This is a genomic window from Allomuricauda sp. XS_ASV26 (assembly GCF_041224615.1).
GTDB classification, from domain to species: Bacteria; Bacteroidota; Bacteroidia; order Flavobacteriales; family Flavobacteriaceae; genus Flagellimonas; species Flagellimonas alginolytica.
The window spans coordinates 192,707-205,617 of the sequence record NZ_JBGFGK010000031.1 but is presented as its reverse complement, the minus strand read 5'-3'; the positions used below and the strand labels follow the sequence as shown (position 1 = coordinate 205,617).

The window sequence follows — 12,911 nt, the reverse complement described above, 5'->3', positions numbered from 1 at the left end:
TTCTACTACAATTAAAATTTTAATTTAACTTTTGCTTCTTTAATATCAGAAAAGGCAATTTCCTGCGTTTTCTGCACCGTAACTTTTCCTTTACCCACTGGTTTTGGCTCGCGGGCCTTCCACTCTAGGGTAATGCTATTTGTCGAGGTTTCGACCAGCGTACCTTCCAATTCCTCGGAGTTGGTCCTGACCTGTAATTTTCTTCCAACATTTTTATTGTACTGACGCGGCAATCTTAAAGGCGACGTAGCGCCCGCAGATGTAACTTCCAGAGAAAAATCCTCCTCTTCGCGATCTAGGTTGTGTTCAATGGCCCTGCTCACGTTCATACAATCCTGTAGGCTAACTCCATTATCCCCATCCAAAACAACCTTGATCCCATTATCGCCCCCTACGGTAAAATCGACCAAAAACAAGGACTGATACTCTTCCAACGCTTGGTTCAATAATGATTCCACTTTATCCTTCAACATAAGAAATGAGTAATAAAAGAGGGGACTCAAGGTCCCCTCATGAATACTTTTATATCCGTTCAGTTTTGCAAATATACAACAATTTATATCGCTTGTGCAACCTCGCCACAAACAAAAATAGAGGTTAGTCCATCTATTTTTCAACCAATTACCATAACAAAGTCTATTAAATGATGTTCAATTTCCGTTTTTCACTGCCCGTTGGCTTTTGGCAAGTCCAATCAATTTTCAACATTGTCCACATATTTACAGGGTTAACCTTCCTTTTACCGTCTTTCACAACAATTATTTTGCACCGCGCCTTAGGCTTATAATTTTGTACCATATCTAAAATCTACATGGGCACAACCTCAGTCTCCAAAAAGAAAATGAACCATTTCCCGACTGGATGGATGCTATTATTGGCATTTTTTCTTTTAGGTACTTTTTTTTCGTTTTCACAAACCACTATTTGGAGCGAAAACTTTGATAGCTACTCCAACAATACCCAAAGTGGAACGGCAACAGGTCCCTCATCTTCCAACTGGACAACTGACCGCGGCAATAATTTGTCCGTAAGAAGCAATGCTCTAAGAGGAAGAAACGTGGGATCAGAAGGTACTTGGGCGGTTAGCCCAATTGACATATCAGGCTACGGCTTTATCAGCTTTAGTTTGGACACTTGGGTAAACAATCAGTCGCAAATGGAAAACGGGAGTGATTATTTTATAGGAGAATACCGCCTAGATGGTGGGACATGGCAGCAATTTGTCAATGCATCTGGATCCGCCTCCGACCCTTTGGATTCATCGTATACGGTAAACATTCCAACTTCAGGAAACTCAACTCTTGAAATTCGGGTACGGATGGACAACAATAACAACAACGAACAGTATTTTATAGATAATGTAATGGTTGAAGGTGTATCCGGAATATGTAATGGTGAAGTGGATTTTGAGTTCTACGATAGTTCACCTTCCGGAAGTACTGTTGACAATATCCCAACGACTGGATATATTGGATCCGGCACGTACACCAGTTTTAATGTGGATAATCTGCAAAACCAAGAAGACCCGGGCGATAGAGATAACTTTAGTATTCGGTATACCGGTTTTATCCAAATAGACACTCCGGGCTCGTATACTTTTTATACCACATCGGACGATGGCTCCAAATTATATATAAATGGGACCCAGGTGGTCAATAACGATGGGGCACATAGTTCCCGAGAGCGATCGGGGAACATTACACTAACAACCGGTTTGCACGATATCCAGGTACTTTTCTTTGAAAATGGCGGAGGGGAAAACCTATCGGTTGCCTACCAAGGCCCCTCTATTTCCAAACAGAACATTCCATTTTCCAAATTGTACTCCACTTGCAGTGTAGGCAGTGCCGACTTAGATGGTGATGGCATTGACGATGCCAGCGATGTGGATGATGACAATGATGGCGTCCTGAATGTGGATGAATGTGGTGGAGCTACGGGAAATTTTGTACAGACCGCAACAAATATTCAAAACTTCAGTGATGCTTCCAATGCCGAAGGAAACCCAAGCACCACGTATGCCTATAACTCTACGACCACATATCCGGGGCAATCGATCATTTCATTTCAATTTTCACAAGTGATCCCCATCGGCACCACGGTAAGTGTATTCTTAAGTGCCGACCCGGTAGTATCCACCTCCGATATGCAAATACAATACAATAATGGAAGCTGGTTGGCAAGCGCCAATGGAATACCATCGGGTTCAATTACAGAGATTACATTTAATGTCAGCACTAATAATTTCCAATCGTTTAGGGTCATGGCCTATCAGATTGGCGCAAGGGTCCATGGTGCCAGTTACCCCGGTACGGTAGACTGCACCACAGTAGATACCGACGGTGATGGCATTCCTAACTATCAAGACCTGGATAGTGATGGCGATGGCATTCCCGATAATGTGGAGGCCCAAACATCGACAGGGTATACGGCACCGTCGGGCAATGATGCCGACAACGATGGTCTCGACGATGCCTATGAAAGCAGTGGCTTGTCCGCAATTGATACGGATGGTGACGGTACTCCCGATTTTTTGGATACCGATAGCGACAATGATGGCACAGGTGACACGACAGAAGCATCCCTAACACTATCAGGGTCGGATAACGATAATGACGGATTAGATAATACCGTGGATACCACAACAGGCTATGGTGACCCCGGAGGGGATATTGACGACCCTACGAATGCCATTGGAGGTTCCTTGATATTACCCGATTCCGATGGAGACCTTGGATCCGGCGGCGATCTGGATTTTAGGGATGACACCGTGGACGCAGACGACCCACCGAGCATAACCGCAACCGGAGACCAATTATATTGCCCGGGAAATGCCATACAAGTAGTGGAATCGATTAGTATTACAGATCCTGATAGCAGTACAGTGGATGCTGTTTATATTCAAATAACCTCCAACTACGATGTTTCGGGCGATGTCTTGAACCTTACCGGCACACACCCCAACATCACTGCAAGCTGGGATACTTCCGAAGGAAGATTATTGTTGAACGGACCTGCTACCTTGGCCGAATTTGAAGCAGCGATCTCGGCCGTTGAATTCCAGACTACGGCCACGGTAAGTTCTGGAGATACCCGGACTTTTTCCATAGTATTGAACGAGGCCAATTATTTGGAGTCTACAGGCCACTACTACGAATATGTTCCCTCTTTGGGCATTACTTGGACAGCAGCTAGGGATGCCGCTGCCTTACGGACATTTTATGGTTTACAAGGTTACTTGGCCACTATTACGGTGCAGGACGAATCCGATCTATTGGGTGCTCAAGCCCCCGGTGCTGGTTGGATAGGTGCCAGCGATGCCGCCACCGAAGGTGATTGGTATTGGGTAACCGGACCGGAAGCTGGAACTCTCTTTTGGAGAGGAACCTCTGGAGGAACAGCCTTTGGGTATGAATTTTGGAATACCGGGGAGCCCAATCAATCTGGAGATGAGGATTATGCCCATATCACTGCTCCGGGAGTTGGACTGGATGGTTCCTGGAACGACCTTTCCAACACAGGGGCATCCAGCGGAAGTTATCAACCTAAAGGGTATTTGGTGGAATATGGCGGTATGGCAGGCGACCCTCCATATCCAAATATTGCGGCTACCACTACAATTACGGTAGATACAATTGCCCCAACTGCCAGTGCACCATCACCTATCTCTGTTTATTGTAGCGATGATATTCCTGCAGCGGATATTACGGTTATTTCCGATGAGGCCGATAATTGTGCCTCAAATCCGACAGTGACCTTTATAAGTGACGTTAGTGATGGAGGTACCAACCCCGAAACCATTACCCGTACCTATAGGGTAATCGATGATGCCGGGAACAGTATTGATGTGCAACAAACCATAACGGTAACGCCGTTCACCATAACCACACAACCAACAGATCAAACGGTAGTAGTGGGCAATAGTGGAGGTTTTACCGTGGCAACAACAAACGCGGACACCTATCAGTGGGAAGTGAGCACGGATGGGGGCAGTAATTTTAGCACCATAATCGATGGCTCCGAATACACCGGAACGCAAACCGCCAATCTTATTTTGAACACTCCGGATGTGAACTCCAACGGATTTATTTACCGAGTACTTGTTTCGAACAGCAGTGGAAGCTGTACCCCGATCATTTCTGATGAAGCCCTCTTGACCGTGAAAACGGGAAGAGTGATAACCAACAGAGGTGTAACCTTCAGAGTCAACAAAAACTGAGCATAATATCTAGCTCGACTGTTTCGCCTTTTGCTCAAATGAACCTACCATTTGCTCTTCAAATAGATTATGGATTTCCTGTAAAATAACGGGGTCATCAATGGTGGAAGGTGTTGTATATGGTTTTCCATCTGCAATGGCGCGTATCACTTTGCGCAAAATTTTGCCCGATCGGGTTTTGGGCAATCTTTCGGCCACCAACACCTTTTTTAAAGACGCCACCGGACCAATTTCCTTTCTTACATCGGCCACGACTTCGGCCTGTAACTGAAAACTTTCGATGTCCGCATCTGCTTTAAGCACGGTTATGGCCAAGGGAATCTGTCCTTTTAAATCATCCTCAATTCCCACAACACAACATTCGGCAACATCCGGATGCTTGGCTACCACCTCTTCCATTTCTGCAGTGGACAATCGGTGACCTGCCACATTGATAATATCGTCTACCCTCCCAGTTATAAAAACATATCCATCTTCATCCAAATATCCCCCATCCCCTGAAAAATAGTAGCCATCGAACTTGTCAAGATACCCTTTTACAAATCTGTTGGTATCTCCCCATAAATTGGGCAAAGTTCCTGGGGGCAGAGGTAGTTTTATCGCAACATATCCTTCTTCTCCTTTATCGGCTGCCGTACCATCTGCACGCAAAATCTGTACATCATAACCACATACCGGTTTCGTGGCAGACCCCGGTTTTACTTTGAAATGTTCTTTAAAGCCCATCATGTTGGCCACAATGGGCCAACCTGATTCTGTTTGCCACCAATGATCGATTACCGGTACTTTAAGTTTCCCTTCGGCCCATTTTAAGGTGGAAACATCGCATCGTTCACCTGCCAGGAACAAATACCGAAGGCCGCTCATATCGAATTGACCTATAAATGAGCCTTGGGGATCTTCCTTCTTGATTGCTCGAATTGCTGTTGGGGCGGTAAACATCACCTTTACATTATGGTCACTGACCACACGCCAAAAAGTTGAGGCATCCGGAGTACGGACCGGCTTCCCTTCAAAAAGAACCGTTGTGCAACCATATATCAAGGAGGCGTATACAATATAGCTGTGCCCCACTACCCAACCCACATCGCTGGCGGCCCAGAATACTTCGCGGGGATTAATACCGTACACATTTTTCATACTATAGTACATGGCTACGGCATGTCCTCCATTATCCCGAATGATTCCTTTTGGTTTCCCCGTAGTTCCGGAGGTGTACAATATGTACAAGGGGTCTGTGGCATCTACCTCGGTACACCGAACCGGGTCGGCAATCTTCATTAAAGTGGAGTAGTCGATATCGTTTTCTCCATCCGGACGCGCTGCTCCCAAACGTCTGTTGTAGACAATTACGTGCTCTGGCTTATGCGCTGCCAAACCTATAGCTTCGTCCACCATAGGTTTATAGGGTATTATTCGATCCACTTCTATACCGGAGGTTGCCGTAATGATCAATTTAGGTTTGGCATCATCGATGCGAATAGCAAGTTCGTGGGGCGCAAAACCACCAAATACTACCGAATGGATGGCACCCAAGCGGGCACAGGCCAACATGGAAATCACTGCCTGTGGTATCATCGGCATATAAATAATCACAGTATCGCCTTTTTCAATGCCTAGCCGCTTCATTCCGCCTGCCAAACGGCTTACCCTGTCCCTCAGATCTAAATAGGTAATTTTCTCGATCGTTTGCGTAACGGGAGAATCGTAAATAAGTGCAATTTCCTCACCCCTACCGTTTTCTATATGGGCATCCAATGCCAAATATGAGGTATTGAGCTTTCCTCCCTTGAACCAACGATAAAATCCATTTTCATCTTTGGTCAATGCCCTTTGCGGTTTTTGGAACCAACTGATATTTGCTGCTTGTTCCATCCAGAAATTCTCGGGGTCTTTAATAGACCTATTAAATTCCCGATCGTACATGATCTTCTCCATTATAGTATTGTTTGAATAGTTTTTTTATGTGCATGCGCAACATGGAACTCATTACACATACAATTTCAACAAACTGATAATGAAATCCTTGAGAGCATATTCTCCTAAAGTAGTAATTTATAGTACTGGAGCACCGATAAATATCGCTAAATTGATATACCTATAATTTTTTGATGGTAAATCTTAAGGTTTATAGCAATCAAATGGTCCATACATATGCTATTTCCATATACCTTTACCATATGAAACCACTCTTAAACCCCAAACAGCGTTATCTTTTTAAACGAATTTTTCCCTTTGGGGCAATTTGGTTGATATTGAGTTGGTTCATCCTCCTGATCGAATCCATGGCAACCGAGTACCAAAATCAACGACCGGAAACGGACATTACGCTATCTTGGGACATTCTGATTTTTGCCTCCCTGGCCGTTTTTTTAATGGGAACCGTAATGGGAGCAGTAGAGGTACTTTGGTTGGACAAACGATTCAAGAACAAATCGTTTTGGAAGAAAATCCTTTATAAAATGGGATTTTACTTATTGTTTATACTTATTATCAACCTAGTTACCTTTCCCTTGGCGGCAAGTATTGAACTTGGCACATCCATTTTGGACACCGAGGTTTGGCAAAAGTTTTCCAAATACGTTGCTAGCATTACATTTTTGAGCACATTTACTTCTTTATCGTTCAGTATATTCTTGTCCTTACTGTATTCGGACATCAATGAATATCTGGGCCATACCTTTATGATCAATCTCATAACCGGAAAATACCATACTCCAAAGGAGGAATCCCGGATTTTTATGTTTTTGGACATGAAGTCTTCCACCTCTTTCGCTGAACAACTGGGACACGAGCTATATTTTAAATTTTTAAGGGATTATTATGATCAACTGTCCAATGCAATTATCGAACACACGGGCGAGGTCTATCAATATATTGGGGATGAAATTGTAATTACTTGGGAATTACAGAAGGGCATTGAAAACCAAAACTGTTTGTTGTGCTTTTACGCCATGCGGAAGAGTCTACAACAAAAATCAATCTATTTTGAAGAGACATATGGCGTTGTTCCCTCTTTTAGGGCCGGGTTGCATATGGGCAAGGTTACCACAGGGGAGATCGGTGCTCTAAAAAAAGAGATTTTCTATACAGGTGATGTTCTCAATGTTACCGCTCGCATTCAAAAATTATGCAAACCCATGGAGCAGGAGATCATTGTTTCGGAAAAATTGGTATCGCTTTGGAAGTTTAGTGATATAGAATTTGTTCCGTTGGGCAATATGGAACTCGAAGGAAGGCAAGAACCTATGGCGCTTTATACTCCCAAAAATAAGGTATAAGTCGGGTTCAAAAATGCATTTTCATACCTTCATGGCTGGCTTTAAACCCTAGTGATTCGTAAAACCGAATGGCATCTGGCCGTTTTTTATCCGTGGTCAACTGCAATAGATGCGCATTACGTTCCTTTGCCCTATTTATGGCCCATTCGAATACACTTTTACCTATTCCCATACCACGATGCTCCTTGTGCACACGTACACCTTCAATTTGGGCCCGAATACCGCCTTGGTAGGTGAGATAGGGAATAAACGTCATTTGAAAAACTCCAATCACCTCTCCAACTTCGTTTTCAACCACGGTGAGTTCTTGGTTTTTATCAGTATCGATTCGTTCAAAAGCATCATAATAGGCTTTGGGCAATGGGATGGTATAATTTTCCCGTTTGCTGCCCAATGTATCGTCCGCAATCATTTCTATGATGGTCGGGACATCGTTGATGCTAGCTTTTCTGAATTTCATAATTATTACCGGTCCTAATTTTTATCAACTCCTTTTCAATTATCTTTTTTAAAAATTTCATCGGAATTCACCCAGTATACTTCTCCTTTTGTAACCCCGTTCCAACCACTGTTTGGTGGGGAACTATATCTTTTTGAGAAGAAAAAATAGTTGTTGTCCGGTGACATATAAGGGCAATAGTACACCCAATTTTCATCTATATTCTCACCAAGCTCAAAAGGAACAGGTCTCTGCCATTTGCCATTTTTCTTGAACGAGACCGCAAATCCTTTTTCATCAGTGTACGTATTTGCAGTGATCAGAAAACTTTCATCCGGAGAGACATAAGTGCTTCTTTCTCCTTTTTCAGAGTTGACTTGTGGACCAATATTCACTGGTGTATCAAACTTTCCATTTCCTAAATATTGAGCACGATAGATATCTCCCTTGCCCAGGCCACCAGGTCTGTTGGATGTAAAATACAAGCTGCCATCGGCGACCACAACCGGGTACGATTCTGTATATTCCTGAGTGGATATGGGGTGGCCAACTTTTGTGGCCAATTGCCAATTGCCATCTATTTTCTGACTTTTGTAGATATCAGGTTTGGATTTTTTGGAGTTATCTTCTGGACTTATACCAAGGAAATACATGGTGTTTCCATCTTTACTAATGGAGGGGTCGATGGCAACGGATTCTTTATCTTGCTCTTTAAACATTTGTAGGGGTTTCGGTTCACTCCATTTACCCTCAATGAATTCAGCATGGTGGATGACAAATTTCTTATCGATTATTCTTGTAAAAAACAGTTCCGTGAATGACGGGTTAAATACTGTATTGATTTCAATACTGTCCGTGTTCACGATTGAGGGAGCAAATAATTTAGGACCAGCTTGGGGCGGCTCTTGATCTAAATACAATTTATTGACGTTGGTTTGGCCAAAGCCAAAGAACATTAAATTGAATCCTATTATAGATAGTAGCAAATATTTTCTATTCATTTGTTTTTTAATTATAATGTCTCCTTAAGTGTTTTATTAATCTTTTTTCATCAAATTCCATGGACATGATTTGGCCGGTGGTATGTTCCACAATGGTATCCATGTGAAAAGGTTCTACCTTGGCCCATATTTTTATTTTGACAAAAATACCATTGTTTCCAATTATCATATCCTCTATGGTTACCCTGCGAAAATGCACTTTGTTCTGTAGTTTGTCCACCAACCCCTTTTTGAACTCCTTTTATCCTCGACAATCACATCGTATTTTATGTATTCATGCTTAAAATCATCCATAAAAAAAGCTAGGAAGTGATCTACATTGCCATTTGGCTGTTGTTTGGCACTGTAAGCGTTGATAAACGACGTTGCCCTGTCAATCAAACTTGTTTTTGTTTCGCCTGTTTGTGCCGATGCCACAAATGTGAAGACAAATAGGTATATAGTAATTATATTTTTCAATATCATTATCTCATAGCTTTAAACCATGAGGGCTGTGAACCATTATCAATTATTTTTTTTAATCCTGAGCCATCCTTATTGACCAGGTAGATATCAAAATAATCTTCGGTGTCCGATATAAAAATAATTTTGTTGCCATCAGGTGACCAGGATACATCACCATCTAGGATAGTATTAAACGTCAATCGTTTTTGATTGGAACCATCCGTGTTCATAACATAAATTTCAAAATTGCCGTCTCTATCCGAAGAATAGGCTATTTGCTTACCATTTGGTGAAATTTTAGGCCACCAATCCTCTGCGGTATTATTGGTCAATGTAATAATGTTACTACCATCGCTATTAGCGATACAAATTTCACTGTCTTCGGATTTAGAATGAAAAAGTATCCTTCCATCTTTCATAAAACAAGGGGACCCGCCAGTTAGTGGTTCTATCCGAGTCTGTTCGCTACCATCTGCATTCATGATCCAAATTTCTTCCTGATCTATACCCTCTGCATTTTTATAATGCCTGCCGAAAGCAATTTTCTTTCCGTCCGGGGACCACGTAGGTGAAGCGTCCCATGTATTTTTTGCATGAGTCAATCGCTTTCTATCGGTACCATCGCTATTCATTGTATGGATAGACCATGTTTTATTTTTATCATATTTTGCATAAAAAGCAATTCGTTTTCCGTTTGGAGACCACTCAGGGTAACCATCACTACCTGAGTAATTCGTTATTTTTATTTTTGATTTACCTTCGGTATCGGTTAGGTAAATTTCTCTGTTACCTGATTCATTTGACGAGTAAGCAATCGGATGGGTAATGGATTTATGACTGTCACTTTTCTTGCATGAAGCAATAAAGCCAAATACTAAAATCGCACTGATTAAGGTTTTTACTTTTTTCAATGTATTGATCGTTAAAGTTTACTACTATGTCCAGTGCTGTGGCTACTGCTTACAAAAATACAATACAAAAAATGTCCCTTCTGCTCGCTCTTAATCTTTATGGGCAGAGAGTGTTTCCCTATTCATTGGACGACCGTTGATAACAACCTGCGAAATATCATTATAAGCCGTGATATCCCGTAATGGATTCTTGTTAAGAATAAGAAGATTGGCTTTTTTACCCACTTCTACCGTACCGTATCTTTTTTGAAGGTGGAATGCTTTTGCATTTTCTATGGTCGCCATAGCCAAAATTTTGTTCAAGGGAATTCCTGCATTTGCCATTTCCAACATTTCCAAATATCCATTATACCCCGGAGGATTTCCATAGGTGGGTGAGGATGGTGTATCTGTGCCGAACAGCAACTTTCCGCCATTGTCATTCATATATTTCATGCTGAGCTTGCCTTGTTCAGAGATACGGTTAAAATTGGTTGCGATAATATGTTTTGGGGCATTACCAAATACATTGGCATACATTATATTGGAATTTGCCTTGTAGTAATCGAGCAACGGCTTTGGCAGCACATGTTCCAACTCCGTATTGTCCAGATATTCGGCATTGGTTAGTTCCCAAAGTCCATTGATCACTTGTAGGGTTGGCATATACCCTATCTTACTTTTAATTTCCGCATCCAGTACCTCTTTTATCTCCATAGGAAGCACCATAGTGGAATCCAACCTATGGTTGCCCCAGTTCCACAATCCATGGGCCATAACATCTACTTCTGCTTCTGCCAAAAATCCGTGGGCCTCCAACGAATTTCCATGAACCGCCAAAACCAAGTTGTTTTTGTGCGCTTCCTTTTTCAAATTAGACATCAATTTTTGGGAAGGTATGGGAAAACGCGGCTGTGCAGGATCAAACCCTGGCTCGTAATAGGTTTTTAAAACAATTGCACCGGATTCAGCTATTCTTTTCGCCACGGCCTCTGGGGTATGGTTTTCTTTTACATAACTATCCGGAAAGGGATAGGCCTCGTTCTCCTGATAAACAAAATTGGGAACCTCATCTTCCCAATTGGACAGTCCATAGCCGTTTCCGATTACAGCGCCTCCCCCTGCATAATATAGATCTGGCCTTACTTCCATTTTTTGAAAATCGACCAATCTGTCGGGTTTGGCGGTCCCCAAATCGATCAAGGTGGTATATCCAAAATATAAATAGCTTTTTGGAAGTTGTTCCCTAAATAATTTTACTAGTTCGGGGTGTTGCAGTTCCTCGTCGTCGGATAGTGCATCGGTCCCGGTCACATGCACATGGCTATCGATCAGGCCCGGAATTATGTATCTTCCTTTTGCATCAATAGTGGTGAACGCCCCTTTTACCTTGGGCTTTTTCTCTCCTACATACACGATACTGTCTCCTGCCGTAACAATAAAATCATTAGAGGATATGGTTTGATCTTCTGGTGATATGATCTGTGCATTTTTAATCAACAATCCATTATCCACTATAATTTCGACCTCGCTGGTTTTACATGAAATCAAAGTGAGGGTAAAGAGCAATAATCCTATTATTTTGTTCATCGTGATGTGTTGTTGGAACTTGTGTGTTGAGTATTATAAGCTGCCTTAGTTAAATTTAATTTGCCTCTCCAAATACCAGTGGGATATCTATTGGAATTTGGTCGCTAAACAATGTTAGGTTTAATTTCCTTTCTTCCCGACAAGATAAAACAAGAAAAATATAAAAAGTCGATAAAACAATTGTGCGTATGTATTCCATGTTCGTTGATTTGATTGATGATTCCACTATTGCTCCTCTCCATGGATATATAACAACAGATGCACACTGCTAAAATACAAGTATTTAGCGGATTTAAAATCCAGATGGGTTACCGGTTCGGACCCCAACTGAAATAGTTACTCCGCACTCTGGCGATTTGATTACTCTATGAGCTTATATAGATCGTTTTAGAAGAATCCATAGGTCTCCCCATAGCGGTTGTTACTCAAGATTGCAAGAAACTCATTGGTTTTTGGTAAATACAATGGATTCGTCTTTAGAATAGAGTATATTTCCGTTAAAACCCTCGGTTTGATGAACCTTGGCCAAGCTATCTATACGTTCTGCAATTTGCCCCCGTACTACAAAGGCAAGCAACTTAAAAACCAACGGCAGTTATTTATAAATTGACATTTCTCTTTTTTTTGGAGTATGGAGTATGGATAGTTTTTATACATAATCAGGCTCTAAAATTCTCAATAAAGTTCCTCTGTCATCCGTTTTAGGTCCACTTCGGGCAAAAACTGATCGGAAATGGTTAAAATAGAATGGATGTTATCCCGTAATCTATCTAACTTTATGGATTCGGGGGACATAGCGGTCTGTAACAAATGAAGCGCCATGTCCGCCAACAACAATCGCTGCTTTTCCAGCCAATCTGTATCCATTTTGTTGGCCGGATGGTTCAAATAGGCCGTTTCGACCCGACTATGTAGTTCCCAACTGGTCTTTATCAATTGGTTTCGTTCCTCTTGTGTCATTTTCTTTTTTAAAAGTCGATTAACAAACTGTATTCCTGGTGTCCATTGGTTTAGATGGTTCGCAATCCAAAGCAATTTCTATTTCAC

At 42.0% G+C, this 12,911-nt stretch carries 10 protein-coding genes; 2 read left to right on the top strand and 8 right to left on the bottom strand.

The features are described from left to right. Positions 1-11: 11 nt before the first annotated feature. Positions 12-473, bottom strand: a complete 462-nt coding sequence (gene rimP / locus AB9K32_RS08435) for a ribosome assembly cofactor RimP (RefSeq protein WP_369884930.1) — start codon at positions 471-473, stop codon at positions 12-14. A gap of 338 nt (positions 474-811) precedes the next feature. On the opposite strand from rimP, the gene AB9K32_RS08430 reads away from it, so the two are divergent. Beyond that, complete coding sequence (locus AB9K32_RS08430; RefSeq protein WP_369884929.1) at positions 812-4,219, top strand: PA14 domain-containing protein; 3,408 nt, start codon at positions 812-814, stop codon at positions 4,217-4,219. Positions 4,220-4,228: 9 nt separating this feature from the next. On the opposite strand, the gene AB9K32_RS08425 is transcribed toward AB9K32_RS08430, so the two are convergent. Beyond that, positions 4,229-6,160: a propionyl-CoA synthetase gene (locus AB9K32_RS08425; RefSeq protein WP_369885328.1), complete on the bottom strand. Its 1,932-nt coding sequence runs from the start codon at positions 6,158-6,160 to the stop codon at positions 4,229-4,231. A 239-nt stretch (positions 6,161-6,399) separates the two neighbouring features. Here AB9K32_RS08425 and AB9K32_RS08420 point away from each other — a divergent pair, with 239 nt between their 5' ends. Next, a complete protein-coding gene (locus AB9K32_RS08420) occupies positions 6,400-7,500 on the top strand; it encodes an adenylate/guanylate cyclase domain-containing protein (protein WP_369884928.1) in 1,101 nt (366 codons plus the stop codon). Positions 7,501-7,507: 7 nt separating this feature from the next. Here AB9K32_RS08420 and AB9K32_RS08415 read toward each other — a convergent pair whose 3' ends face one another. The 6 genes from AB9K32_RS08415 to AB9K32_RS08390 form a co-directional block, all read right to left on the bottom strand. Next, on the bottom strand, positions 7,508-7,960 hold the full coding sequence (locus AB9K32_RS08415) for a GNAT family N-acetyltransferase (RefSeq protein ID WP_338193236.1): 453 nt from the start codon (positions 7,958-7,960) through the stop codon (positions 7,508-7,510). Positions 7,961-7,995: 35 nt separating this feature from the next. Further along, the gene (locus AB9K32_RS08410; protein WP_369884927.1) at positions 7,996-8,940 is read right to left on the bottom strand and encodes a hypothetical protein; all 945 of its coding nucleotides are present in this window, start codon (positions 8,938-8,940) and stop codon (positions 7,996-7,998) included. Positions 8,941-8,947: 7 nt separating this feature from the next. Beyond that, the gene (locus tag AB9K32_RS08405; RefSeq protein WP_369884926.1) at positions 8,948-9,160 is read right to left on the bottom strand and encodes a hypothetical protein; all 213 of its coding nucleotides are present in this window, start codon (positions 9,158-9,160) and stop codon (positions 8,948-8,950) included. A 244-nt stretch (positions 9,161-9,404) separates the two neighbouring features. Beyond that, the gene (locus AB9K32_RS08400) at positions 9,405-10,295 is read right to left on the bottom strand and encodes a DUF5050 domain-containing protein (protein WP_252078972.1); all 891 of its coding nucleotides are present in this window, start codon (positions 10,293-10,295) and stop codon (positions 9,405-9,407) included. A 90-nt stretch (positions 10,296-10,385) separates the two neighbouring features. Next, positions 10,386-11,864 carry an amidohydrolase family protein gene (locus AB9K32_RS08395; RefSeq protein WP_369884925.1) on the bottom strand — a complete coding sequence of 493 codons (1,479 nt, stop codon included), beginning with the start codon at positions 11,862-11,864 and terminating at the stop codon, positions 10,386-10,388. A gap of 675 nt (positions 11,865-12,539) precedes the next feature. Next, the gene (locus AB9K32_RS08390; RefSeq protein WP_369884924.1) at positions 12,540-12,824 is read right to left on the bottom strand and encodes a hypothetical protein; all 285 of its coding nucleotides are present in this window, start codon (positions 12,822-12,824) and stop codon (positions 12,540-12,542) included. Positions 12,825-12,911 lie beyond the last annotated feature (87 nt).

Bases quoted from the DNA above. Each gene is read 5' to 3' on its own strand.
- rimP (WP_369884930.1), bottom strand. From the start codon at position 473: ATGTTGAAGGATAAAGTGGAATCATTATTGAACCAAGCGTTGGAAGAG.
- AB9K32_RS08430 (WP_369884929.1), top strand. From the start codon at position 812: ATGGGCACAACCTCAGTCTCCAAAAAGAAAATGAACCATTTCCCGACT.
- AB9K32_RS08420 (WP_369884928.1), top strand. From the start codon at position 6,400: ATGAAACCACTCTTAAACCCCAAACAGCGTTATCTTTTTAAACGAATT.
- AB9K32_RS08415 (WP_338193236.1), bottom strand. From the start codon at position 7,960: ATGAAATTCAGAAAAGCTAGCATCAACGATGTCCCGACCATCATAGAA.
- AB9K32_RS08410 (WP_369884927.1), bottom strand. From the start codon at position 8,940: ATGAATAGAAAATATTTGCTACTATCTATAATAGGATTCAATTTAATG.
- AB9K32_RS08395 (WP_369884925.1), bottom strand. From the start codon at position 11,864: ATGAACAAAATAATAGGATTATTGCTCTTTACCCTCACTTTGATTTCA.
- AB9K32_RS08390 (WP_369884924.1), bottom strand. From the start codon at position 12,824: ATGACACAAGAGGAACGAAACCAATTGATAAAGACCAGTTGGGAACTA.